The organism is Pseudomonas sp. HD6422 (genome assembly GCF_025377065.1).
GTDB lineage: Bacteria > Pseudomonadota > Gammaproteobacteria > Pseudomonadales > Pseudomonadaceae > Aquipseudomonas > Aquipseudomonas putida_U.
This window is the reverse complement of the sequence record NZ_JAHWIW010000050.1, coordinates 1-23,507: the sequence shown is the minus strand read 5'-3', so window position 1 is coordinate 23,507 and position 23,507 is coordinate 1. Positions and strand designations below refer to the sequence as shown.

Annotated in this window: 21 protein-coding genes; 12 read left to right on the top strand and 9 right to left on the bottom strand. The window is 63.1% G+C overall.

Going from position 1 to position 23,507, the window contains the following annotated elements; translation table 11 throughout:
- Window positions 1-15: 15 nt before the first annotated feature.
- Window positions 16-600: an ACP phosphodiesterase gene (locus KY379_RS25190; protein WP_133329935.1), complete on the bottom strand. Its 585-nt coding sequence runs from the start codon at window positions 598-600 to the stop codon at window positions 16-18.
- Window positions 601-743: 143 nt separating this feature from the next.
- Here KY379_RS25190 and KY379_RS25185 point away from each other — a divergent pair, with 143 nt between their 5' ends.
- Window positions 744-1,046, top strand: a complete 303-nt coding sequence (locus tag KY379_RS25185) for an ArsR/SmtB family transcription factor (RefSeq protein WP_133329933.1) — start codon at window positions 744-746, stop codon at window positions 1,044-1,046.
- Between the two features lie 29 nt (window positions 1,047-1,075).
- The gene (locus KY379_RS25180) at window positions 1,076-2,125 is read left to right on the top strand and encodes an alkene reductase (RefSeq protein ID WP_133329931.1); all 1,050 of its coding nucleotides are present in this window, start codon (window positions 1,076-1,078) and stop codon (window positions 2,123-2,125) included.
- Between the two features lie 72 nt (window positions 2,126-2,197).
- On the opposite strand, the gene KY379_RS25175 is transcribed toward KY379_RS25180, so the two are convergent.
- The 3 genes from KY379_RS25175 to KY379_RS25165 all read right to left on the bottom strand — a co-directional run bounded on the left by KY379_RS25175 (window position 2,198) and on the right by KY379_RS25165 (window position 5,042).
- Window positions 2,198-3,019, bottom strand: a complete 822-nt coding sequence (locus KY379_RS25175) for an ATPase (RefSeq protein WP_133329930.1) — start codon at window positions 3,017-3,019, stop codon at window positions 2,198-2,200.
- Window positions 3,020-3,106: 87 nt separating this feature from the next.
- Entirely contained in the window at window positions 3,107-4,102 is a 996-nt protein-coding gene (locus KY379_RS25170; protein ID WP_133329929.1) for an NAD-dependent epimerase/dehydratase family protein, read from the bottom strand.
- A 49-nt stretch (window positions 4,103-4,151) separates the two neighbouring features.
- On the bottom strand, window positions 4,152-5,042 hold the full coding sequence (locus tag KY379_RS25165) for a LysR family transcriptional regulator ArgP (protein WP_133329927.1): 891 nt from the start codon (window positions 5,040-5,042) through the stop codon (window positions 4,152-4,154).
- Window positions 5,043-5,162: 120 nt separating this feature from the next.
- On the opposite strand from KY379_RS25165, the gene KY379_RS25160 reads away from it, so the two are divergent.
- From KY379_RS25160 to KY379_RS25120, 9 genes are all read left to right on the top strand, one after another.
- Entirely contained in the window at window positions 5,163-5,762 is a 600-nt protein-coding gene (locus KY379_RS25160; RefSeq protein WP_133329925.1) for a LysE/ArgO family amino acid transporter, read from the top strand.
- A 204-nt stretch (window positions 5,763-5,966) separates the two neighbouring features.
- Window positions 5,967-6,563, top strand: coding sequence for a superoxide dismutase (locus tag KY379_RS25155; protein ID WP_012312902.1), 597 nt, complete (start codon window positions 5,967-5,969; stop codon window positions 6,561-6,563).
- Between the two features lie 272 nt (window positions 6,564-6,835).
- Window positions 6,836-8,887, top strand: a complete 2,052-nt coding sequence (locus KY379_RS25150) for a putative bifunctional diguanylate cyclase/phosphodiesterase (protein WP_165976081.1) — start codon at window positions 6,836-6,838, stop codon at window positions 8,885-8,887.
- A gap of 147 nt (window positions 8,888-9,034) precedes the next feature.
- The gene (locus tag KY379_RS25145) at window positions 9,035-10,372 is read left to right on the top strand and encodes an imelysin family protein (protein ID WP_133329921.1); all 1,338 of its coding nucleotides are present in this window, start codon (window positions 9,035-9,037) and stop codon (window positions 10,370-10,372) included.
- A gap of 247 nt (window positions 10,373-10,619) precedes the next feature.
- Window positions 10,620-12,047, top strand: coding sequence for a di-heme oxidoredictase family protein (locus KY379_RS25140; protein WP_196171546.1), 1,428 nt, complete (start codon window positions 10,620-10,622; stop codon window positions 12,045-12,047).
- Window positions 12,048-12,064: 17 nt separating this feature from the next.
- Window positions 12,065-13,129 (top strand): imelysin family protein, encoded by a 1,065-nt coding sequence (locus KY379_RS25135; protein ID WP_133329917.1) that lies wholly within the window; start codon window positions 12,065-12,067, stop codon window positions 13,127-13,129.
- A gap of 2 nt (window positions 13,130-13,131) precedes the next feature.
- Complete coding sequence (locus tag KY379_RS25130; protein ID WP_133329915.1) at window positions 13,132-14,229, top strand: DUF1513 domain-containing protein; 1,098 nt, start codon at window positions 13,132-13,134, stop codon at window positions 14,227-14,229.
- Window positions 14,230-14,401: 172 nt separating this feature from the next.
- A complete protein-coding gene (locus tag KY379_RS25125; protein WP_261241458.1) occupies window positions 14,402-15,550 on the top strand; it encodes an efflux RND transporter periplasmic adaptor subunit in 1,149 nt (382 codons plus the stop codon).
- 12 nt (window positions 15,551-15,562) lie between these two features.
- The gene (locus KY379_RS25120; protein ID WP_261241457.1) at window positions 15,563-18,607 is read left to right on the top strand and encodes a multidrug efflux RND transporter permease subunit; all 3,045 of its coding nucleotides are present in this window, start codon (window positions 15,563-15,565) and stop codon (window positions 18,605-18,607) included.
- A 67-nt stretch (window positions 18,608-18,674) separates the two neighbouring features.
- On the opposite strand, the gene KY379_RS25115 is transcribed toward KY379_RS25120, so the two are convergent.
- The 5 genes from KY379_RS25115 to colR form a co-directional block, all read right to left on the bottom strand.
- Window positions 18,675-18,902 (bottom strand): hypothetical protein, encoded by a 228-nt coding sequence (locus tag KY379_RS25115; RefSeq protein ID WP_196171543.1) that lies wholly within the window; start codon window positions 18,900-18,902, stop codon window positions 18,675-18,677.
- The gene (locus KY379_RS25110) at window positions 18,902-19,600 is read right to left on the bottom strand and encodes a lipopolysaccharide kinase InaA family protein (RefSeq protein ID WP_133329905.1); all 699 of its coding nucleotides are present in this window, start codon (window positions 19,598-19,600) and stop codon (window positions 18,902-18,904) included. The genes KY379_RS25115 and KY379_RS25110 overlap by 1 nt, the downstream gene beginning before the upstream one ends.
- Window positions 19,601-19,606: 6 nt before the next feature.
- Window positions 19,607-20,287: a class I SAM-dependent methyltransferase gene (locus tag KY379_RS25105; RefSeq protein WP_196171542.1), complete on the bottom strand. Its 681-nt coding sequence runs from the start codon at window positions 20,285-20,287 to the stop codon at window positions 19,607-19,609.
- Window positions 20,288-20,394: 107 nt separating this feature from the next.
- Complete coding sequence (locus KY379_RS25100) at window positions 20,395-21,705, bottom strand: sensor histidine kinase (RefSeq protein ID WP_261241456.1); 1,311 nt, start codon at window positions 21,703-21,705, stop codon at window positions 20,395-20,397.
- Complete coding sequence (gene colR / locus KY379_RS25095; protein ID WP_003255215.1) at window positions 21,695-22,378, bottom strand: two-component system response regulator ColR; 684 nt, start codon at window positions 22,376-22,378, stop codon at window positions 21,695-21,697. The genes KY379_RS25100 and colR overlap by 11 nt, the downstream gene beginning before the upstream one ends.
- A gap of 179 nt (window positions 22,379-22,557) precedes the next feature.
- On the opposite strand from colR, the gene KY379_RS25090 reads away from it, so the two are divergent.
- On the top strand, window positions 22,558-23,286 hold the full coding sequence (locus KY379_RS25090; RefSeq protein WP_261241455.1) for a phosphatase PAP2 family protein: 729 nt from the start codon (window positions 22,558-22,560) through the stop codon (window positions 23,284-23,286).
- The last annotated feature ends 221 nt before the right edge of the window (window positions 23,287-23,507 follow it).

Sequence of the window (23,507 nt, the reverse complement as noted above, 5' to 3'; positions counted from 1 at the left end):
AGGGCCGGTACAGGCTTAACTGTCAGCCGCACGCCCCGCCGCCGCAAACGCCTGCAACTGCGGATAGAACTCACGAAAATCCGCCAACAGCGGCTCGTACAACCGCTCCAGTTCCCCCATCACCCCGTGCATACCCTCAGGCCGGGACAACCGCCGCGCTATGCCGTTGAACACCTGCTCAAGGGTGGCGAAGTCACCATAGGCGCCGAGCCAGTCATCCGCGGCCATGTACGGCGCAATACGCGCCAGCCGTCCCGGCAACTGGGGTTCAGCCAGCAATACCCGATAAAAGTCGCCGGTGAACTGCTCCAGCGGTTGCTCGGCATAATCGGCCCAGTGCCGCGCCAGGCAATGATCGAAAAACACATCCAGCACGATCCCGGCGAAGCGTCGTCGGGCCTGGGGAAAGCGTGCCAGAGCCGCCAGTACCAGCGGGTGCCGATCGGTATAGCTGTCAATCTGCCGATGCAAGCGGATCGCCGCTTCCAGCTCAGGGGCGAAGCGGCCCTCCAACGAACCTTTGACGAAGTCGCCGTATAGGCTGCCGAGCAGTTGTTGCGGCGCAGGGCCGCCCAGGTGCAGATGCGCGAGGTAGTTCATGGGCGCATTCTAGCACTGCACCCTGCCGTATCGCCGTTACCCGATATAGCCATTGCTGCTCTGCTCATAACCCCTTCGTATTTGTATATCGCGAAATACCGATTTATATTTCGGAAAAATTCGATACACCACAGGCTCGAACCATGGCACTCGATCTCGACGACATCATCAAGGCACTGGCCCATCCGGTGCGGCGCGAAATCCTCGGCTGGTTGAGGGACCCCGCTGCCCAGTTCCCCGACCAGTACCACAGTACCGAGCATGGCGTATGCGCGGGTCAGATCGACCAACGTTGCGGCCTGTCGCAGTCGACCGTCTCCGCCCACCTGGCCACCTTGCAGCGGGCCGGCTTGATCAGCAGCCAGAAGATCGGCCAATGGCACTTTTTCAAACGCAACGAGGACACCATTCAGGCATTCCTCGAGCAGTTACGCCAGACACTCTGAATTTCAATGCTACTTGCGAGGTAAACCGTATGACCACGCTGTTCAGCCCCCTTACCGTGGGCGACCTACAATTGCCCAACCGCATCATCATGGCCCCGCTCACCCGCTGCCGCGCCGATGAAGGCCGAGTGCCCAACGCCCTGATGGCCGAGTACTACGTGCAACGCGCCAGCGCCGGGTTGATTCTCAGCGAGGCGACCTCGGTCAGCCCGATGGGCGTTGGCTACCCCGATACCCCCGGTATCTGGAACGATGAACAGGTGCGCGGCTGGACCAACGTCACCCGCGCCGTGCACGCCGCTGGCGGGCGCATCTTCCTGCAGTTGTGGCACGTTGGGCGGATCTCCCACCCAAGCTACCTCAACGGCGAGCTGCCAGTGGCCCCAAGTGCCATCCAACCCAAAGGCCATGTCAGCCTGGTCCGCCCACTGACCGAGTTCCCCACCCCGCGGGCACTGGAAACCGAAGAGATCGCCGACCTCGTCGAGGCCTACCGCAATGCAGCGGAAAACGCCAAAGCCGCCGGCTTCGATGGCGTGGAGATCCACGGCGCCAACGGCTACCTGCTCGACCAGTTCCTGCAAAGCAGCACCAACCAACGCAACGACCGCTACGGCGGCTCGCTGGAAAACCGCGCACGGCTGCTGTTGGAAGTGACTGACGCCGCCATCGAGGTCTGGGGCGCCGGCCGGGTCGGCGTGCACCTGGCCCCGCGTGCCGACTCTCATGACATGGGCGATGCCAATCGCGCCGAGACCTTCACCTACGTGGCACGCGAGCTGGGCAAACGCGGCATCGCCTTCATCTGCTCCCGCGAGAAGGAAGCCGATGACAGTATCGGTCCGTTGATCAAGGCAGCGTTCGGCGGCCCCTATATCGTCAACGAACGGTTCGACAAGGCCAGCGCGAGCGCCGCACTGGCCAGCGGCAAGGCAGACGCGGTGGCATTCGGCGTCCCGTTCATCGCCAACCCGGACCTGCCGGCCAGGCTGGAAGCGGATGCACCGTTGAACCAGGCACATCCGGAAACCTTCTACGGCAAAGGGCCGGTGGGCTACATCGACTACCCGCGGATGTGACCCCGACCATCGCCGACAAGCCGACTCCTAGCGGTAGGAGCCAGCTTGCCGGCGATGGAGCCGCGTCCGACCTCAAGGCCGGGCGTTGATCTGCTGCTGCAGATTCTGGATCTGACTCTGCAGGGTGTTCAACTTACGCGTGGTCTGCCCACGAAACGCATCGAACTCCTGCACCGATGCGCCGGCAGACGCCGCTGGGCGATTCTCCACCTGGCTCTTGAGCACCAGCACATCCTGCTCGAGGCTCTCGATCGCCGCACTCGGGTTGCCCTGTTTCTTCAATGCCGCCACCTCGTTGCTCAGGCTCTTGAGCTGGCCATCGAGCTTGCCACCGTCGACCTGCCCCGACTTCAACGCCGCCAGCTCGCTGTTCACCGCCTTGAGCTGGGCCTGCAACTGGGTCTGCAGTTCGGTGACCGCTTTCTGCTGCTCACGGGTGTCGGCCAGCACTTGTTCGAGGCGCTTGCCCAGGTCGCCGGTCTGCCCGGCCACACCCTGCTGCTGCTTGCCTTGCTCGGCGAGACTGGCCTGCAACTGTCGGATCTGCAGTTTCAGCGCTTCGCTGCCGGTGTTGACCGAAGATTCGCTGGCATCGACCTTGCCGCTGATCGCCTGTAGGCGCCCTGCCGCTTCTTCGCTGATGCGGGCGAAGCTTTCCTGGGTCGCCACCAGTTGCTGCTCCATCAACGAGATCTGCTGGAAGCTCCACCAGCCCAAACCTGCCAGGGCAATGAATGAAGCCCCCAAGAGTGCCCAGAGCGGTCCCGTGGCTGCAGGCCTCGCGGCTTTCTGGCGGCTGCGCGCCACGTGCGCCGGCAACAGTTCATCGTCATCCGGGGTACCGGCACGCAGGGTGGGTACGTCATCGAAATCATCACGGGCATCGTTACGCATGGGTGCATTCAACCGCGGTAGTAGCAAAGGGGCATGAGTATAAACCGCTTGCGCGGCGCACTGATGACCATCATCGGTCGATCTGGTTCACTGGCCCAGTGGTTGATGCTTCCACCAGGCGCAGAATTCATCCAGCGCGGTCCACAGGCTGACCTTCGGTTCATACCCCAGATAATGCCGGGCTCGGCTGATGTCGAGGGTGAAGTCACGGCTCATCACCTGCATGCCCAGGCGCGTCAGGGTGGGCTGCGGCCGGCCCGGCCACAACAGGCAGGCCGCCTCGTTCAGCGCGGCCAGGCTGTAGGCCAAGCCGAAGGAGCGGTAGCGGGTGACCTGCGGCAACTGCATCTGGCGCATCACGTAGTTGACCACATCCCACAGCGGGACCGGGGCGCCGTTGCTGATGTTGTAGGCCTGGCCCAGGGCTCGGTCCTCGGCGAACAGTGCGCCGAGCAACGCTTCGTTGAGGTTGTGCACGCTGGTGAAATCGACCTTGTTCAACCCATTGCCGATGATCGCCACGCGGTGTTTGCGCTGCATCTGCATCAGCCGCGGAAAGATGCTCGCATCGCCGGCTCCGGTGACGAAACGCGGGCGCAGCGCCAGCACTTCCAGACCGAACTCCTGGGCGCCGAACACCTTTTGTTCGGCCAGGTATTTGGTGCGCGCGTAGTGATCGTGGAAGCGACGCGGGACCTGGTCCTCGCGCAGGTCCAGGTGCGGTCGGCCATCGAAATAGATCGATGGCGAAGACAGATGCACCAGACGCCGCACATGTTCTTTCAGGCAGCCTTCGACGATGTTCTCGGTGACCACCACGTTGGCCTGGTGAAAGTCCTGATACCGCCCCCAGTTACCCACCGCGCCAGCGCAGTGCACCACAGCGTCGACGCCCTGGCACAGGCGCCGGGCCAGTTCGGCATCGCCCAGGTCGCCGGGAATGAACTGCGCGCCCCGCTTGACCAGGTGCTCGACGCCTTCGGCGCGTCGGCCATTGACCCGCACCTCCAGGCCCTGCTCCAGGGCAAAACGCGCAAAGCGCCCGCCGATGAAACCGCTTGCCCCGGTAACCAGAATTCGCATGTAAGACCCTGCCTTGCCAGATTTCAGATGCAACAGACGCCAGCCGCGCCTACAACGGCACCAGCCATTGCCCTGCGCTGTGGCGCAGGTGCTCGGTCAGTTGCGCGAGCAATTGCCCGCCACTGCGCCAATGATGCCAGTACAGCGGCACATCGATGGGTGTATCGGCACAAATTTCCACCAATTTGCCAGCGTTGAGCTGATCGCGGGCCTGCAGCTCGGGCACCAGCCCCCAGCCCAGTCCCGCTTCGGTCATGCGCAGGAAGCCTTCAGACGAAGGGCACAAGTGGTGCAGAAAACCTTCTTGAATACCCAGCGATGCCAAATAACGATGCTGCAGGAAATCATCCGGCCCGTAGACGATCGCCGGCGTCCTGGCCAGGCGCTCCGCCACGAACCCCTGTGGGAAATTGCGCGCCATGAACTGTGGACTGGCCAGCGCCCGATAGCGCATGGCGCCAAGCGCGAGGCTCCGCGCACCGGCCACCGGCCGTTCGCTGCCACACAAGCAGGCGGCGACCTCGCCGGCACGCATGCGCTTGAGGCCAACATCCTGATCTTCTACCACCAGGTCGGTGAGCAACTGATGCTCGGCGCAGAAAGTGCCCACCGCGGCGGCCCACCAGGTCGCCAGGCTGTCGGCGTTGAGGGCGATGCGCAAGCGTTCCGGCGCACCTTGCTCATCCAGCGCCGGCACCTGGCGCTGCAGGTCGCGCTCGAGCAGACGCACCTGCTGCACATGGTTGAGCAACTGGCGACCCACGTCGGTGGGGCTCGGCGGCGTCGCACGGACCAGCACCGGCTGGCCCACCCGTGCCTCGAGCAGCTTGATGCGTTGGGACACCGCCGATTGCGACAGGCCCAGGACCTGGGCGGCGCGCTCGAAACCGGCTTGCTCGATGACGGCCGCGAGGGCTGCGAGCAGTTTGTAGTCGAACATCGATTTTCCTAATGTGCGATCAGCACTATTTGTTTTTCTTATACAACGCGCGCTCACACAATGGCCAGCATCCCTACGTTATCGTGCCCCCTTCGCGGCGGCCCCTGGAGTGTTTTTCCCATGTGGCAGAGTTATTTGAACGGCATGCTCGTGGCCTTTGGCCTGATCATGGCCATCGGCGCACAGAATGCCTTCGTCCTGGCCCAAAGCCTGCGCCGCGAGCACCATCTGCCCGTGGCAGCGTTGTGCGTGGTGTGTGACGCCCTCTTGGTGGCCGCCGGGGTATTCGGCCTGGCCACGGTGCTGGCGCACAACCCGACGCTGCTGGCGATCGCCCGCTGGGGAGGCGCGGTGTTCCTCCTCTGGTACGGCGCCAAGGCCCTGCGCAGCGCCTGCTCCAAACAGAGCCTGCAGCACCAGCAGGGCCAGGGCCTGCGCTCGCGTCGGGCAGTGCTGCTGAGCGCGCTGGCGGTGACCCTGCTCAACCCCCATGTGTACCTCGACACCGTGTTGCTGATCGGCTCGCTCGGCGCCCAGCAGAGCGTGCCAGGTGCCTACGTGGCCGGCGCCGCGAGCGCCTCGCTGGTGTGGTTCTCCACCCTGGCATTGGGCGCTGCCTGGCTGGCCCCGTGGCTGGCCCGGCCGGCTACTTGGCGGATGCTCGACCTGATGGTCGCGGTGATGATGTTCGCGGTGGCGGCACAGTTGATCTTTAGCTGAACGTCAGGCTTTGATGCCGCTGATCGGCAACCGCGCGCCGCTCTGGAACCTCTATTCCCTATCTTTGTTGCGTGGTTATGCGCCGGGGCGGGTGCTATGATCCAGCCCTTGCGTCGCAAAGAGTAAAAACTCGCCGACGCACATCGGGCCGCCCGTGATCGGCCTTGCGCAAACCGCAAACAGACCTGAATCAGGAGATCCACCATGGCTTTTGAATTGCCGCCGCTGCCGTATGCCCACGATGCCCTGCAGCCGCACATCTCCAAGGAAACCCTGGAGTATCACCACGACAAGCACCACAACACCTACGTCGTGAACCTGAACAACCTGGTCCCAGGCACCGAATTCGAAGGCAAGACCCTGGAAGAGATCGTCAAGAGCTCTTCGGGCGGCATCTTCAACAACGCCGCTCAAGTCTGGAACCACACCTTCTACTGGAACTGCCTGTCGCCAAACGGCGGCGGCCAGCCGACCGGTGCCCTGGCTGAGGCCATCAACGCCGCATTCGGTTCCTTCGACAAGTTCAAGGAAGAGTTCACCAAGACTTCGGTCGGCACCTTCGGTTCCGGCTGGGGCTGGCTGGTGAAGAAAGCCGACGGCTCCCTGGCCCTGGCCAGCACCATCGGCGCCGGCTGCCCGCTGACCAGCGGCGATACCCCGCTGCTGACCTGCGACGTCTGGGAACACGCCTACTACATCGACTACCGCAACCTGCGTCCGAAGTACGTCGAGGCGTTCTGGAACCTGGTCAACTGGGCGTTCGTCGCCGAGCAGTTCGAAGGCAAGACCTTCAAGGCCTGATTGCTTCAGACCTGACCAAAGAACCCGGCCCAGTGCCGGGTTTTTTCATTGCCTCGCGGGCAATGATGGATTCCCGGGAAACGCTTGCTCACCCTCAATAGCGCGCTACCATCAAATTTCGGGCAAGTGGACACGCCGCTCTCAAGTCGCAGGCGTTGGCAACCGATACACTGTCAGGGCAGACCCGGCATTGCGTGCAGGCCTGGACTCGATAGTGTATTGCCAACGATAGTGGCAAAATGCTGGTATGCGCATGGATTAAGGAAACTCCATTGAAGCTGGAATTGCGGGACAGCTTATCGATCAAGTTGCTCAGGGTCGTGCTCCTTTCGGCGCTGGCGGTCGGCGTCGTGCTCAGCTGCGCGCAGATCGTCTACGACACCTACAAGACCCGCCATGCCGTGGACACCGATGCCCAGCGTATCCTCGACATGTTCCGCGACCCGTCCACCCAAGCGGTGTACAGCCTGGACCGGGAAATGGGCATGCAGGTAATGGAAGGCCTGTTCCAGGACGAGTCGGTACGCATGGCCTCCATCGGCCACCCCCACGAAACCATGCTCGCGCAGAAATCACGCCCGTTGCGCGAGATGTCCATGCGCTGGCTGACCGACCTGCTGCTGGGCCCGGAACGCAGCTACAGCATCCAATTGGTCGGCCGCGGCCCTTACAGCGAGTACTATGGCGATCTGAAGATCACCCTCGATACCGCCGACTATGGCAAGGAATTTCTGATCAATGCGGTGATCATCTTCATCTCGGGCGTGCTGCGTGCTCTGGCCATGGGCCTGGTGTTGTACCTGGTGTACCACTGGTTGCTGACCAAGCCGCTATCGAAAATCATCGAGCACCTCACGCAGATCAATCCTGACCGTCCCAGCCAACACCAGATCCCCCAGCTCAAGGGTCACGAGAAAAACGAGTTGGGGGTTTGGGTCAACACCGCCAATCAGTTGCTGGCCTCCATCGAGCGCAACACCCACTTGCGCCATGAGGCCGAGAACAGTCTGCAGCGCATGGCCCAGTACGACTTTCTCACCGGTTTACCCAACCGTCAGCAACTGCAGGAGCAACTGGACAAGATCCTCGTCGACGGGGGCCGCCTGCAACATCGCGTTGCGGTGCTGTGCGTAGGCCTGGACGACTTCAAGGGCATCAACGAACAGTTCAGCTATCAGGTAGGTGATCAACTGCTGCTGGCGCTGGCCGACCGCCTGCGTGCACACAGTGGCCGCCTGGGCGCCTTGGCGCGGCTGGGCGGCGACCAGTTCGCCCTGGTCCAGGCCAACATCGAACAACCCTATGAGGCTGCAGAGCTGGCGCAGAGCATCCTCGACGACCTGGAAGCCCCCTTCTGCGTCGACCAACATGAAATCCGCCTGCGCGCCACCATCGGCATCACCCTGTTCCCGGAGGACGGCGACAGCACCGAGAAGCTCCTGCAAAAGGCCGAGCAGACCATGACCCTGGCCAAGGCCCGCTCGCGCAACCGCTATCAGTTCTATATCGCCAGCGTCGACAGCGAAATGCGTCGACGCCGCGAGATGGAGAAAGACCTGCGCGAAGCGCTGCCACGCAAGCAGCTTTATCTGGTCTATCAGCCCCAAGTCAGCTATCGGGACCAGCGCGTGGTCGGTGTCGAGGCCCTGTTGCGCTGGCAGCACCCGGAGCTGGGCATGGTTCCGCCGGACCAGTTCATTCCCCTGGCCGAACAGAACGGCAGCATCATCGCCATCGGCGAATGGGTACTCGACCAGGCGTGCCGACAACTGCGTGAATGGCACGACCTGGGCTTCTGCGAACTGCGTATGGCGGTCAACCTGTCGACCGTGCAACTGCACCACAGCGAACTGCCCCGGGTGGTCAACAACCTGCTGCAGGCCTACCGCCTGCCGCCGCGCAGCCTGGAATTGGAGGTCACCGAAACCGGCCTGATGGAAGACATCAGCACTGCTGCCCAGCACCTGCTGAGCCTGCGCCGTTCCGGGGCTTTGATTGCCATCGACGATTTCGGCACCGGCTATTCCTCGCTCAGCTACCTCAAATCACTGCCACTGGACAAGATCAAGATCGACAAGAGCTTCGTCCAGGACCTGCTCGACGACGATGACGACGCCACGATCGTTCGCGCCATCATTCAGCTGGGCAAGAGCCTGGGCATGCAAGTGATCGCCGAGGGCGTGGAAACCGCCGAGCAGGAGGCTTACATCATCGCCCAGGGCTGCCATGAGGGCCAGGGCTACCACTACAGCAAACCGCTTTCGGCCCGAGAAGTGACCCACTACCTCAAGCAGGCCCAGCGCAACCACGCATCGATGTTGTAACCCCCACACGCCCGGTGACATTGCGTCACCCCCATTTACACGAATTGCGCCCACGCCCCTTTACAGCAAATGCAAATCTTTCGCATGATGTTGCCGTTTCGCGTGCCCAGGCACACAGTCCAACCACACGACGCAGGAAAACCAATAATGATTCGAATGCCTCTGGCCTCCGCCAGTCTGCTGGCCATCGCCATCGCTCTTGCCGGTTGCGGCGAGGGCAAGGATGACAAGGCAGCCGCTCCGCAAGCTCAGGCACCCGCTGCCGCCAGCACTGCCGCTGCCGCGCCGGGCGCTGTCGATGAAGCCGCCGCCAAGGCCGTGGTCAAGCATTACACCGAGATGGTCTATGCCGTGTACAGCGACTCGCTGAGCACTGCCAAGACCCTGCAGAGCGCGGTCGACGCGTTTCTCGCCACCCCCAACGACGATACTCTGAAGGCCGCCAAGGCCGCCTGGGCTGCCGCACGCGTCCCGTATCTGCAGAGCGAGGCCTTCCGCTTCGGCAATACCATCATCGATGACTGGGAAGGTCAGGTGAACGCCTGGCCGCTGGACGAAGGCCTGATCGACTACGTCGACAAGAGCTACGAGCACGCCTTGGGTAACCCGGGTGCCAGCGCCAACATCATCGCCAACACCGAGATCCAGGTCGGCGAAGAGAAGATCGATGTCAAGGACATCACCCCCGAGAAGCTCGCCAGCCTGAATGAACTGGGCGGCTCCGAGGCCAACGTCGCCACCGGCTACCATGCCATCGAATTCCTGCTCTGGGGCCAGGACCTCAACGGCACCGGTCCGGGCGCGGGCGCCCGTCCTGCTTCGGACTACCTGGAAGGCAAAGGCGCCACCGGGGGCCACAACGAACGTCGTCGCGCCTACTTGAAAGCGGTGACTCAACTGCTGGTGCAAGACCTCGAGGAAATGGTCGGCAACTGGGCGCCGAACGTCGCCGACAACTACCGCGCCAAGCTCGAGGCCGAGCCTGCTACCGAAGGCCTGCGCAAGATGCTGTTCGGCATGGGCAGCCTGTCGCTGGGCGAACTGGCCGGTGAGCGCATGAAGGTCTCCCTGGAAGCCAACTCGCCGGAAGACGAGCAGGATTGCTTCAGTGACAACACCCACTACTCGCACTTCTACGACGCCAAGGGTATCCGCAACGTCTACCTGGGCGAATACACCCGTACCGACGGCACCAAGCTGACCGGGCCGAGCCTGTCGTCCTTGGTGGCCAAGGCTGACCCGGCCGCCGATGCCACGCTGAAGGCCGACCTGGAGTCGACCGAGGCGAAGATCCAGGTGATGGTCGACCACGCCCTCAAAGGCGAGCACTACGATCAGCTGATCGCGCCGGACAACGCCGCGGGCAACCAGATCGTGCGCGACGCCATCGCCGCCCTGGTCAAGCAGACCGGCGCGATCGAGCAGGCTGCGGGCAAGCTGGGTATCGACAACCTGAACCCGGACACTGCCGACCACGAATTCTGATTGGTGGACGCGCGGTAACGAGAGAGGCGGCCTTTGGGTCGCCTTTTTTATGCCTGCCGTAGGGGATTTGCCGGCTGTGAGATCGAGCGCCGCCCGCGCGGCGCTCGATTTCCGCCCCACCATCAAACCCAAACCCACAGGCCCGCTGACACCATTTTCATGCAGCAATTGCAAATTGCTCTTATTCAATCTTCTTCACTTTGCTAAGCTTGCTCGCCGGTTTTTTCGCTCTCGCCCAGGATCGTAGATGTCCTTGTCGTTCTCCCGACTCCCCTGCCTGCTGTTGGCCCTCGCCCTCGCTGCCTGTGACGACGCACCGCGTTTCACCCAGGCCGAGCCCGGCGAAGCGCTGTCTGGTGGCCAGGCGACGGTGATGCGCAGCGACCGCAATGCGTTCTCCATGCCTTCGGCCAACCTGTCACCCGAGCAGCGCGTGGACTTCGCCGTCGGCAACAGCTTCTTTCGCAATCCCTGGGTGATCGCCCCCTCGACCACCACCGCCCGTGATGGTCTGGGCCCACTGTTCAACACCAACGCCTGCCAGAACTGCCACATCCGTGATGGCCGTGGCCATCCACCCAAGGCGGACGGCAACAATGCGGTGTCGATGTTGGTACGCCTGTCGATCCCCGATCAGCCTTACTACGCCAAGGTCATCCAGCAACTGGGCGTCGTTCCGGAGCCGACCTACGGTACCCAACTGCAGGACATGGCCGTGCCCGGCGTGGCGCCGGAAGGCAAGGTGCGTATGACCTACGAGCCGGTGCCGGTACGTTTCGCCGACGGCTACCAGGTGGAGCTGCGCCGCCCGACCCTGCAGATCACCCAGCTGGGCTACGGACCGATGCACCCGGACACGCGCTTCTCCGCCCGCGTGGCGCCGCCGATGATCGGTCTCGGCCTGCTCGAAGCCATTCCCGAGGCCGATATCCTCGCCGCGGAAGACCCGGACGACCGCAATCACGATGGTATCCGCGGCCGTGCCAACCGGGTGTGGGACGATGCCCTGGGCAAGACCGTGATCGGGCGCTTTGGCTGGAAGGCTGGGCAACCCAACGTCAACCAGCAGAACGTGCACGCTTTCGCCGGCGACATGGGTTTGACCAGCACCCTCCAGCCCAAGGACGATTGCACCGCCGCTCAGACCGACTGCCTGGCCCAGCCCAACGGCGATGGTGCCGGCGGTGAGAAGGAAGTCAGCGACAACATCCTGCGCCTGGTGACGTTCTATACCCGCAACCTGGGTGTCCCGGCCCGCCGCGACGTCGATTCGCCTCAGGTGCTGGCCGGCAAGAACCTGTTCCACCAAGCCGGTTGCCAGGGGTGCCACACTCCGCAGTTCACCACCTCCAGCCAGGCCGCAGAGCCTGCACTGGCGAATCAGGTGATCCGCCCTTACAGCGACCTGCTGCTGCATGACATGGGCCCAGGCCTGGCAGACGAGCGCAGCGAATTCGCCGCCAATGGCCAGGACTGGCGTACTGCCCCACTGTGGGGTATCGGCCTGAGCGAAACCGTCAGCGGTCACACTCAATACCTGCACGACGGTCGTGCCCGCAACCTGCTCGAGGCCGTGCTCTGGCACGGCGGCGAAGCCCAGGCGGCACGTGACCAGGTACTGGCTTTCGATGCCGAGCAGCGCGCCGCGTTGCTGGCTTTCCTGAACTCACTTTAACGCGCAAGGAGCCGGGCATGTTCCGACCCAAACTGTTGTTCACCAGCCTCGCCGCACTCGCCCTCGGCGCCTGCTCGCCACAAGATCCCCAAGCCGTGACCTCGGCTGCGATCGCCAAGCAGGTGATCCTGCCGACCTACAGCCGCTGGGTGGAAGCCGACCGCAATCTTGCGGCCAGTGCCCTGGCCTACTGCGAAGGTAAGGAAAGCCTGGACAAGGCCCGCGCGGATTTCCTCGAAGCGCAAAAGGCCTGGGCCGAACTGCAACCGCTGCTGGTCGGCCCACTGGCTGAAGGCAATCGCGCCTGGCAGGTGCAGTTCTGGCCTGACAAGAAGAACCTGGTAGGCCGTCAGGTCGAGCAGTTGGTCAACGGCGACAACCCAGTCGACGCACAGAGCCTGAACAAGGCCAGCGTGGTGGTCCGCGGTCTTTCGGCCTACGAGTACATCCTGTTCGACAGCAAACCGGACATCGCCAGCGACGAGCAGAAGGCGCGCTATTGCCCGCTGCTGGTGGCCATCGGCGAGCACCAGAAGGCCCTGGCCGAGGAGATCCTCAAGGGTTGGAACAGCACCGACGGCATGCTGTCGCAAATGACCAAGTTCCCCAACCAGCGCTACGCCGACTCCCACGAGGCGATCGCCGATCTGCTGCGCTCCCAGGTCACCGCCCTGGATACCCTGAAGAAAAAGCTGGGCGCGCCGATGGGCCGCCAGAGCAAGGGCATCGCGCAGCCACTGCAGGCCGAGGCCTGGCGCAGCCACTCTTCGATCCAGAGCCTGGAAGCCACCCTCAAGGCGGCCCAGGCGGTATGGGTCGGGGTCGACAACCAAGGCATGCGCGGTTTGCTGCCCAGCGATCAGAAAGCCCTGGCACAGAAAATCGACGATGCCTACGCCAGCGCGCTCAAGCTGCTGGCCGACAACCAGAAGACGCTGGGCGAGCTGCTGGCCGACGACGCCGGCATGCAGATGCTCAACCAGCTCTACGACAGCCTCAACGTCGTCCACCGCCTGCACGAAGGCGACCTGGCCAAGGCGTTGAACATCCAGCTGGGCTTCAATGCCAACGACGGTGACTGATCATGCTGCGACGCCAGGCCCTCAAACTCGGTAGTGTATTGCTCAGCGCCCTGACCCTGGGCGGCTGGAGCCTGATGCGCAACAAAGGCAGCGAACCCTTGCTGCTGTCGGCGCGTGATGATGGCGACGGCAAGCATTATGCGGTCGGGTTTCGCCTGGACGGCACCCAGGTGTTCAGCACCCAGGTAAGCCAGCGTTGCCATGCCATCATCCACCACCCCGAGCGTCCGGTCGCCCTGTTCGTCGCTCGTCGTCCGGGTACTGAAAGCTACCTGATCGACCTGCGCGACGGGCGCCTGTTGCAGACCGTCGCTTCCCAGCCGAACCGCCATTTCTACGGCCATGCGGTGATCCACAAGGAGGGTGAGTGGCTGTACGCCACCGAGAACGACACCACCGAGCCAGGGCGTGGGGTACTCGGGGTGTATCGCTTCGAAGGCGAACGCCTGACGTACACCGGCGAAATCCCCACCCACGGCATCGGCCCCCATGAAGTCGCCTGGCTGCCCGATGGCGAGACCTTGATCGTTGCCAACGGCGGTATCCGCACCGAAGCTGAAAGCCGCGTCGAGATGAACCTTGACGCCATGGAGCCGAGCCTGGTGCTGATGCAACGCGATGGCACCTTGTTGAGCAAGGAGACGCTGGCCCAGCAGATGAACAGCGTGCGCCACCTGGCGGTGGGTAGCGATGGCACCATCGCCGCCTGCCAACAGTTCATGGGAGACGCCGACACCACCGCCGAGCTGCTGGCGATCAAGCGCCCGGGCGAGCCGTTCAAGGCCTTCCCGGTGCCAGAGCAGCAATTGCAATCGATGGCCCAGTATACCGCCAGCGTTGCCATTCACAGTGAGCTGCGCCTGGTGGCACTGACTGCGCCGAGGGCCAATCGCCTGTTCGTCTGGGACCTGGACAGCGGTGCGGTGCGGGTCGACGCGCCGATGCCCGATTGTGCCGGGGTCGGGGCGGTCAAGGATGGTTTCGTGGTCACTTCCGGGCAGGGGCGCTGCCGCTATTACGACTGCCGCAAGGCGGACCCGGTCGCGCAGCCGATGAACCTGCCATCGGGGTTCTGGGACAACCACCTGCACCTGGTCTGATCGTTCGCCGGTCTGAACCGGCCTCTTCGCGGGTAAACCCGCGAAGAGGCCCGCTCAGGCAATGCATTTCCCCCCGCGCCAAAAACAGTCAATACTTCCCCCATCCACACGTGGGCAGGATCGCCCGTTGTCGTGTCAAAACCTATAACAAAACCGCCAAGGAATCGGACCTATGTTGCGCCGCCGCATGCTCATCATGTTGGCCGTCGTTCTGCTGATCGTGCTGGCACTGGGGGGTTACAAGGCCTTCTCGATCTACCGGCAGATTCAGGTGTTCACTGCCCCCAAGGCGCCCATCACCGTGGCGGCCAGCCTGGCCGAAGAGCGCCTGTGGCAGGAGCGGCTGCCCGCTGTCGGGAGCCTCAAGACTCTGCAAGGCGTCGAACTGAGCCTGGAGCAGGCCGGCACGGTCAAATCGCTGCATTTCGACTCTGGCCAGCACGTCAAGGTCGGCCAGTTGCTGCTGGAGCTGGACAGCGACCAGGAAGCGGCCCTGCTCGGCACCGCCCTGGCCGACCTCGGCCTGGCCAAGGTCGACTACGGCCGCGGCAGCCAGCTGGTGGGCGACTCGGCCATTTCCAGAGGTGAGTTCGACCGCCTGACCGCCCAGTACCGCCGCAACCAGGCGGTGGTCGACCAGCTCAAGGCATCGCTGGCGAAAAAAAGCATCAGCGCGCCTTTCAGCGGCACGATCGGCATCCGCCAGGTCGACGTCGGCGACTACCTGGCCAGTGGCACGGTCATCGCCACCTTGCAGGACCTCTCCAGCCTCTACGTCGACTTCAATGTGCCCGAGCAGGCCTTGCCGAAGCTGAGCCTGGGCCAACGCGTGCTGGTGGAGGTGGCCGCCTATCCAGGCCAGACCTTCCCGGCCAGCCTCAGCGCGATCAACCCCAAGGTCGACGAAGCGACCCGCAACCTGCTGGTGCGCGCGACCATGGCCAACCCGGACGGCAAACTGCTGCCTGGGATGTTCGCCAGCCTGTTGCTGTTGCTGCCCGATCCACAGCCTCAGGTGGTGGTGCCGGAAACCGCCATCACCTACACCTTGTACGGCAACTCGGTCTATGTCGCCACGCCGAAGAACAACGCCGATGGCCAACCCGAGCAGGACGACCAAGGACAACCACGGCTGATCGCCGAACAGCGGACGGTACACACCGGCGAGCGTCGCGACGGCGTGGTGGTGGTCAGTGAAGGCCTGCGCCCTGGCGAACAGGTGATCACTGCCGGGCAGCTCAAGTTGTCCCCTGGCGCGGCCATCCGCATCGGCAAGGACCAGGTCCTCGAGCCCGAGCAACGCTCACCGGCCAAGGACTGAGAGGAGGCAGGCATGGCGCTCACCGACCCGTTCATCCGCCGCCCGGTGCTGGCCTGCGTGGTCAGCCTGCTGATCCTGCTGCTGGGCATCCAGGCCTGGAGCAAGCTACAAATCCGTCAGTACCCGCAGATGGAAAACGCCCTGATCACGGTCACCACCGCCTACCCCGGCGCCAACGCCGAGACCATCCAGGGCTACATCACCCAACCGCTGCAGCAGAGCCTGGCCAGCGCCGAAGGCATCGATTACATGACCTCGGTGAGCCGCCAGAACTTCTCGGTGATTTCCATCTACGCGCGCATCGGTGCCGACAGCGATCGACTGTTCACCGAGTTGCTGGCCAAGGCCAATGAAGTGCGCAACCAGCTCCCGCAAGATGCCGAAGATCCGGTACTGGCCAAGGAAGCCGCCGACGCTTCGGCACTGATGTACATCAGTTTCTACAGCAAGCAGATGAGCAACCCACAGATCACCGACTACCTGTCACGGGTGATCCAGCCTAAACTGGCGACTCTGCCGGGCATGGCCGAGGCCGAGATCCTCGGTAACCAGGTATTCGCCATGCGCATCTGGCTCGATCCGGTGAAACTGGCAGGGTTCGGCCTCTCGGCCGTCGATGTGACCGAAGCCGTGCGGCGCTACAACTTTCTCGCCGCCGCCGGAGAAATCAAAGGCGAGTACGTGGTCACCAGCGTCAACGCCAGCACCGAATTGAAGTCGGCCGAGGCCTTCGCCGCCCTGCCGCTGAAGACGTCCGGCGATACCCGGGTGCTGCTCGGCGATGTGGCGCGGGTGGAGATGGGCGCGGAAAACTACGACACCGTCAGTTCTTTCGATGGCATTCCCTCGGTGTACATCGGCATCAAGGCGACTCCCGCCGCCAACCCGCTGGATGTGATCAAGGAAGTGCGCAAGATCATGCCGGAGCTCGAGAGCCAACTGCCCTCGGCGCTCAAGGTATCGATCGCCTACGACGCGACCCTGTTCATCCAGGCCTCCATCGATGAGGTGCTCAAGACTCTGGGCGAAGCGGTGCTGATCGTCATCGTCGTGGTGTTCCTGTTCCTCGGCGCTCTGCGCTCGGTACTGATCCCGGTGGTGACCATTCCCCTGTCGATGATCGGCGTGCTGTTCTTCATGCAGATGATGGGCTACTCGCTGAACCTGCTGACCTTGCTGGCGATGGTACTGGCCATCGGTCTGGTGGTGGACGATGCCATCGTCGTGGTAGAGAACATCCACCGCCACATGGAGGAAGGCAAATCGCCGTTCGACGCGGCGCTCGAAGGCGCCCGCGAGATCGCCATGCCGGTGGTGTCGATGACCATCACCCTGGCCGCGGTGTATGCGCCTATCGGCTTTCTCACCGGCCTGACCGGCGCCCTGTTCAAGGAATTCGCCCTGACCTTGGCCGGCGCGGTGGTGATCTCGGGCATCGTCGCCCTCACCCTGTCGCCGATGATGTGCGCGCTGTTGTTGCGCCCCGAGCAGAATGCCAGTGGGCTCGCCCAGCGCCTGGATACCCTGTTCGAACGGCTCAAGGTGCGTTATCAGCGATTGCTGCATACCACCCTCGACAGTCGGCCGGTGGTGCTGGTATTCGCGGTCCTGGTGCTGTGCCTGATCCCGGTGTTGCTCAAGTTCACTCAGAACGAGCTGGCCCCCAACGAGGACCAGGGCGTGATCTTCATGATGAGCAGCTCGCCACAGCCGGCCAACCTCGACTACCTCAACGCCTACACCGACCAGTTCACGCCCTTGTTCAGGACCTTTCCGGAATATTACTCGTCGTTCCAGATCAACGGCTTCAACGGTGTGCAGAGCGGTATCGGCGGCTTCCTGCTCAAGCCCTGGAACGAACGCGAACGGACCCAGATGGAGCTGCTGCCGCAGGTACAGGCCAAGCTGGAACAGATCAGTGGCCTGCAGATCTTCGGATTCAATCTGCCTTCGCTGCCCGGCACCGGTGAGGGCCTGCCCTTCCAGTTCGTGATCAATACCGCCAGCGACTATCCGGCCCTTCTGGAGGTGGCGCAGCGGGTCAAGGAGCGTGCTCAAGCCTCGGGCAAGTTCGCCTTTCTCGACATCGACCTGGCCTTCGACAAGCCGGAGGTAGTGGTCGACATCGACCGGGCCAAGGCGGCGCAGATGAGGGTGTCGATGGATCTGCTGGGCGGCACCCTGGCCACTCTGCTGGGGGAAGGCGAGATCAACCGATTCACCCTGGAGGGCCGCAGCTACAAGGTGATCGCCCAGGTCGAACGCGCCTTCCGAGACAACCCGAACTGGCTGAACAACTATTACGTGAAGAACGACCAGGGCCAACTGCTGCCGCTGTCGACCCTGATCAGCCTGAGCGATCGCGCCCGGCCGCGGCAGCTCAACCAGTTTCAGCAGCTCAATTCAGCGATCATTCAGGGCGTACCGCTGGTGAGCATGGGCGAAGCCTTGCAGACCGTGCGCGACATCGCCCGCGAGGAAGCAGCGGAGGGCTTTTCGTTCGACTATGCCGGCCAGGCTCGACAGTTCGTACAGGAGGGCAGTGCCTTGTGGGTGACCTTTGGCCTGGCGCTGGCGATCATCTTCCTGGTACTGGCGGCGCAGTTCGAGAGCTTCCGCGATCCGCTGGTGATCCTGGTGACGGTACCGCTGTCGATCTGTGGCGCATTGTTGCCATTGTTCCTCGGCGTTTCGAGCCTGAACATCTACACCCAGGTCGGCCTGGTCACGCTGATCGGCTTGATCACCAAGCACGGCATCCTGATCGTCGAGTTCGCCAACCAGTTGCGCGAAGAGCAACAACTGACCGCGCGTGAAGCGGTGGAACAGGCCGCCGCCATCCGCCTGCGGCCAGTGCTGATGACCACGGCGGCGATGGTCTTCGGCATGGTGCCGTTGATCCTGGCGACGGGCGCCGGAGCCGTGAGCCGCTTCGACATCGGCATGGTGATCGCCACCGGGATGTCGATCGGCACCCTGTTCACCTTGTTCGTGTTGCCCTGCATCTACACGCTGCTGGCGCATAAGGCGGCGGCCAAGCAGACCGCAACTGCCTGAGCCGATACGAACATACCAAAGCAAAGGCCCGGCAATTGCCGGGCCTCGAACATTTCGCACTTTCTTCTCAGCCTACCGGCCGTAACCCTTGGCGCAGGCCGAACAGGAACAGCAACAGGTCATGATCCGGCTGCGCCGTCTCCTGTACCTTCACCGTCCGTGGCAACGGGCACTGCTCAGCCATTTCAGCTTTGCTGAAAACCACCGGCCGTGGTTCTTCCCAAGCCGCCACCGCCGCGGTGGTCACCACTAGGCCGGCCAACAGGAACAAAGCTCGTGCGATTTCTAGTTTCATCACTCTAACCCTTTGACAGCGCTGCCAAACGCCATCTTGTAAAAGTAGAGCAGCGTGTGCCACTGCGCCTCTTTGAACGACGAGTGGCGGCGCAACTGGCGCAGGTCGTTGGCGGCTGCGCGCTGGCGACTGATACGCCGGCGGCACTTCTCCAGATCCAACAGGGCAACCTCGGCCCTGGCCTGCTCGCCACTACCGGTGATCTTGACGAACACATGCTTGCCATACAGGCAGCCATGCTGCCAGTGGCCCAGGTGCATGCGCGCCAGGTTGTCGGCCAGGTCCTTGAGCATGCGCTCGTGCACCACTTGTGGATAACGCTCCCAGGCACCTTCGGCCATCCAGGTATCGAGGTCGACGAAACCGTCGAGGGCTTCGCTGACCAGCAACGCCCGCCATTGATGATCGGCATCGCGCTGGGCACCGGCGAACACGATGCGCGGCACTCGCACACCGAGTTGTTCGAAACTGTTCAGCGCATCCAGTTCGCGCAGCACGGTTGGCCGGCCAAACGGATAGCGCAGGCTGCGATAGATATGCCCGACCTGACGCTTGGCGTACAGCAGATGCCCGTTGGCGTCATTGAGACGCTGCACACCGCTTTCACCACCGCGCCGCTGGTTGGGTTCCTCGACCCATTCACCTTGCTGGCGCCAGAAGTAATCGAACCTAGATTCCCCATTCTGGGCTACACCCATCAAACACTACCCCTTGCGCAATACATAGACTCGCCACATGGCATAGAACGGCAGGAAGTCCAGACGTTCCTGGATGCGGAAGCCCGCATCGACAAATTCCTGCTCGACAGTGTCCGCCGGTAACACGAAACGGTTCTGGTAACTGTCCTGCTGAGCCTTGGCGCTGCGCCGTTGTTCCAGCTTGCGGCGCCGCCATGCCTTGAAATTGCCGTCCACCCAGAGTGACAGAATGACACTATCGCGGCTAACCCGGTGAAATTCCGACAGAATAGTCTTACGATGCGCCGCTTCACCAATGTGATGGAACAAGCGCATGCAGAAAATGTTGTCCACCGCGTTGTCCGGCAGGTCGATCGCGAATGCCGATGTCTGCAAGGGCCGAACCCGCGCCACCACTTCCGGCGGCTGCGAGGCGCAGGCGGTCTGAATCATCGCCTCCGAGTTGTCGGCGCCGATGATCACTCGATTCGGCTTTTCCGCCAGAAGCGGCCAGAAGCGGCCGGCGCCGCAGGGCAGGTCAAGCACCAGTCCCGGCTCACCGGCCAGGGCCAGGGCACGTCGGGCCAACTGTTCGTCGCGCTTGTGGGACAGGCGCCGAGCCAGGCCCGCCTGGTGCTTGATGAAATACTCACGGGCGTGCTGCTGGTCGTACTTGTCGGAAAATTCGAGTTTGATGGGGCTACGCATTGAGCATCTCCTGACTCCAATTCGCTCACAGTAGGTAAGGGAGCGTAGGAATCAGGTCATGCCCATGTGAAAAATATGTCATCCGAACCAGGGTGTGTTGCCAGGTATTACTCCACGAGGCCGTCGCCGGCAGGCTTTGTCCCGCCCTGGCTCAGGTCCACCTGGAAGCGACAACCGTGGGGCGAGGTCGCCGTGAGGGTCACCCGCCAGCCTTGGTCGTCACAGATCCGCTGCACCAGTGACAGGCCCAACCCCAAACCTTCCCCGCGTCGTTCGTTACCGCGTACGAACGGTTGGAACATCGCCTCACGCTGCTCCTCGGGGATGCCCTCACCGCTGTCCTCGACACTGAAGCCGGTAGCTTCCAGGCTCAGGCGGATGTAACCACTGTCGGTATAGTGCGCGGCGTTGCGCAGCAGGTTGCCCATCACCGATTGCAGGAAGGTGGCGTTGTACAGCACCGGGCTTGCACTGGCCCTGCCGTCGAAATACAGGGTCAGGCCCTTTTGCTCGATGGTGTCGCGCCATACGCCGATGAGTTCATCGGCCACTTCACCCAAGGTGGCCCGCGAGGCCACCGCGCCCTCGTCGCGCTGAGCGCGGGCCAACATCAGGAAAGTCTTGACCAGCTCGCGCATCTCCTCGGTGGCGCGGGCAATGCGCTCGACCTGGTTTCGCGAGCGGCTATCCAGCGCCGGGTTTTCCATCAGCAGTTCGCAGGACGTGGCCAGCACCATCAAGGGAGTGCGCAGTTCGTGGCTGACGTCGCTGGTGAACAGCCGTTCGCGGGTCAGGGCATCTCGCAGGCGGCCCAAGGTGTCGTCGAAGGCCACGGCCAACTGACCGACTTCATCGGCGGCATAGTCCGGCGCCAAGGGCGGCGCCAACCCCAGTAACTGATCGCGATGGCGTACCTGGCGCGCCAGGCGGATGACCGGCGCCATGACCCGCCGGGCCAGCAGCCACCCCAGGATCACGGCCAGCGCCAAGCTGAGCACGAAGCCCACCACCACGACCGCGAACAGCACGCGCTCGCGCTCTTCGAAGTCGCTCTGGTCCTGCAGCAGCACGTAACGTCGGCCATCGACGATCTCGACCATGGCGTGATAGGAGAGTTGGTCGCGGAATACCTCGTGGAAGCCTTTGTCGAGGTGACGCAGGTCCTTGGGCAACTCGAAATCGTCACGTCCGCCACTGAAATAGAACAGCTGGTCAGGGCGCGGTCGATGGCTCCAGTCGCTGATGCTGTCCATGCGTAACAGGCGCTGCAGATCGCCGCCAAGTACCGAGGAAATCAACCGCTCTTCGACCAGGTGCACGGTGCCGACGATTCCGAAGGCGAAGGCTCCGGCCACCAGGGCGCTCATCAACGCGAAGGCGATGATGATGCGCTGGGCAAGGCTTTGCTTAAACTCCATCGCGGCCCTCGGCGAGGCGATAGCCGACGCCATGGACGGTATGCAGCAAAGGTTTCTCGAAAGGCTTGTCGATCACTTGGCGCAGCTGGTGCACGTGGCTGCGCAGGCTGTCGCTGTCCGGGCAATCATCGCCCCAAAGGGCTTCTTCCAGCACTTCGCGGCGCAGCACATGAGGGCTCTTCTGCATCAGCACCGCCAGTAGTTTGAGCCCGACCGGGTTGAGCTTGAGCAGGCGGCCCTGGCGGGTCACTTCGAGGGTATCGAGGTCGTAGCTCAGGTCGGCGACCTGCAGGGTCCGCCGCCCTCCCCCCTGGGCCCGACGCAGCACGGCCTCGATGCGCGCGGCCAGCTCGGACAGGGCGAAGGGCTTGAGCAGGTAGTCGTCGGCACCGGAGCGGAAGCCTTGCAGGCGATCGTCCAACTGATCGCGGGCGGTTAGCATGATCACCGGGGTATCGCGCCGGGCGTCCTCGCGCAGGCGCTTGCACAGGGTATAGCCATCGATGCCCGGCAACATGATGTCGAGCACGATCAGGTCATAGTGTTCGGTAGCCGCCAGGTGCAGGCCGGACAGGCCATCCTGGGCGCAGTCGACGGTGTAGCCCTTCATGCCGAGGTAGTCGGCCAGGTTGGCGAGGATATCGCGGTTGTCTTCAACCAAAAGAATGCGCATCGGGTTCTCCTGTGCGGCGCTTCGCAGTGGTGCGCGGCAGGCGCAGCTTAAGGCGATTGCCCGTGCGGTGCCAGCCCTGAGGAAAAATACCGACGTTGACGGTTTTTTCACCCAACCTTCACGTGCATAGCATAGCGCCAACCGGACAATGCCGGCCTTCCTGCAGCCTTGGAGCTATCATGCAAGCACCGACCCGCCCTCGCCCGATCAACGTCTGGCTGTATCTGGGCATCCCTCTGGCCACCGCCTTGGCCCTGGTCCTGCTGGAGCTGACCTCGGTCGACATGGACATCGCCACACTGTTCTACGATCCGGTGGCTGGCGCCTTCATCGGCCGCCACAGCTACTGGCTGGAAAACATCCTGCATGATCGGGTCAAGCAGGGCGTGATCGTGCTGGGCGTCGTGGCTTTGGTGGTGTTCGCCCTGAGTTTTTTCTACAAGCGCCTGTTCGGCTGGCGCCGCGAGCTGGGTTGCCTGGTGCTGGCGCTGAGCCTGTCCACGGCCTTCGTCACGCCACTGAAGAAGGTAACCCAGGTCCAATGCCCATGGAGCCTCACTCAGTTCGGTGGCAAGGAGACCTACAGCAAGCTGCTCGAACCGCGTCCGGCCACCGACAAACCCGGGCTGTGCTGGCCGGGCGGCCATGCGGCGACCGGATTCTGCCTGTTCGGGCTGTTCTTCATGCTGCGCGACCGGCGCCCACGGCTGGCGCGAGTGGCCCTGGCGGTGGCATTCGTGGCCGGGTCGGTATTGTCGGTCGGACGAATGATGCAGGGTGCGCATTTTCTGTCGCATAACGTATGGACGGCGGTGTTCTGCTGGTTGATCGGGTTGGGGTCGTATTACTTGGTGCTGTATCGCCCGGGGATGGCGAGGGAGCCTGTGGCCGAGCGTTGCATGACCTGAGGTCCGGGTGGGGCGAAAATCGAGCGCCGCCCGCGCGGCGCTCGATCTCATGGCCACTGCAAATATCCCGGCAACCATAAAAAGGCTCTTCACGGATTGTCGGGGGGGGCTTGGCTTGGCATTTAGACTGGGAACGGTCCATTCTGTGTAGCGGCGCTACTGGCCCCTTCCGCCTTTACGGCGGGTCCCTTAATGAGATGGTCACCCCGGCACCCTGCGAG

Bases quoted from the DNA above. Each gene is read 5' to 3' on its own strand.
- KY379_RS25155 (WP_012312902.1), top strand. From the start codon at position 5,967: ATGGCTTTTGAATTGCCGCCGCTGCCGTATGCCCACGATGCCCTGCAG.
- KY379_RS25190 (WP_133329935.1), bottom strand. From the start codon at position 600: ATGAACTACCTCGCGCATCTGCACCTGGGCGGCCCTGCGCCGCAACAA.
- KY379_RS25105 (WP_196171542.1), bottom strand. From the start codon at position 20,287: ATGCGTAGCCCCATCAAACTCGAATTTTCCGACAAGTACGACCAGCAG.
- KY379_RS25185 (WP_133329933.1), top strand. From the start codon at position 744: ATGGCACTCGATCTCGACGACATCATCAAGGCACTGGCCCATCCGGTG.
- KY379_RS25125 (WP_261241458.1), top strand. From the start codon at position 14,402: ATGTTGCGCCGCCGCATGCTCATCATGTTGGCCGTCGTTCTGCTGATC.
- KY379_RS25100 (WP_261241456.1), bottom strand. From the start codon at position 21,705: ATGGAGTTTAAGCAAAGCCTTGCCCAGCGCATCATCATCGCCTTCGCG.
- KY379_RS25130 (WP_133329915.1), top strand. From the start codon at position 13,132: ATGCTGCGACGCCAGGCCCTCAAACTCGGTAGTGTATTGCTCAGCGCC.
- KY379_RS25090 (WP_261241455.1), top strand. From the start codon at position 22,558: ATGCAAGCACCGACCCGCCCTCGCCCGATCAACGTCTGGCTGTATCTG.
- KY379_RS25180 (WP_133329931.1), top strand. From the start codon at position 1,076: ATGACCACGCTGTTCAGCCCCCTTACCGTGGGCGACCTACAATTGCCC.
- KY379_RS25135 (WP_133329917.1), top strand. From the start codon at position 12,065: ATGTTCCGACCCAAACTGTTGTTCACCAGCCTCGCCGCACTCGCCCTC.
- KY379_RS25140 (WP_196171546.1), top strand. From the start codon at position 10,620: ATGTCCTTGTCGTTCTCCCGACTCCCCTGCCTGCTGTTGGCCCTCGCC.
- KY379_RS25120 (WP_261241457.1), top strand. From the start codon at position 15,563: ATGGCGCTCACCGACCCGTTCATCCGCCGCCCGGTGCTGGCCTGCGTG.
- KY379_RS25170 (WP_133329929.1), bottom strand. From the start codon at position 4,102: ATGCGAATTCTGGTTACCGGGGCAAGCGGTTTCATCGGCGGGCGCTTT.
- KY379_RS25115 (WP_196171543.1), bottom strand. From the start codon at position 18,902: ATGAAACTAGAAATCGCACGAGCTTTGTTCCTGTTGGCCGGCCTAGTG.
- colR (WP_003255215.1), bottom strand. From the start codon at position 22,378: ATGCGCATTCTTTTGGTTGAAGACAACCGCGATATCCTCGCCAACCTG.
- KY379_RS25110 (WP_133329905.1), bottom strand. From the start codon at position 19,600: ATGGGTGTAGCCCAGAATGGGGAATCTAGGTTCGATTACTTCTGGCGC.
- KY379_RS25175 (WP_133329930.1), bottom strand. From the start codon at position 3,019: ATGCGTAACGATGCCCGTGATGATTTCGATGACGTACCCACCCTGCGT.
- KY379_RS25165 (WP_133329927.1), bottom strand. From the start codon at position 5,042: ATGTTCGACTACAAACTGCTCGCAGCCCTCGCGGCCGTCATCGAGCAA.
- KY379_RS25160 (WP_133329925.1), top strand. From the start codon at position 5,163: ATGTGGCAGAGTTATTTGAACGGCATGCTCGTGGCCTTTGGCCTGATC.
- KY379_RS25145 (WP_133329921.1), top strand. From the start codon at position 9,035: ATGATTCGAATGCCTCTGGCCTCCGCCAGTCTGCTGGCCATCGCCATC.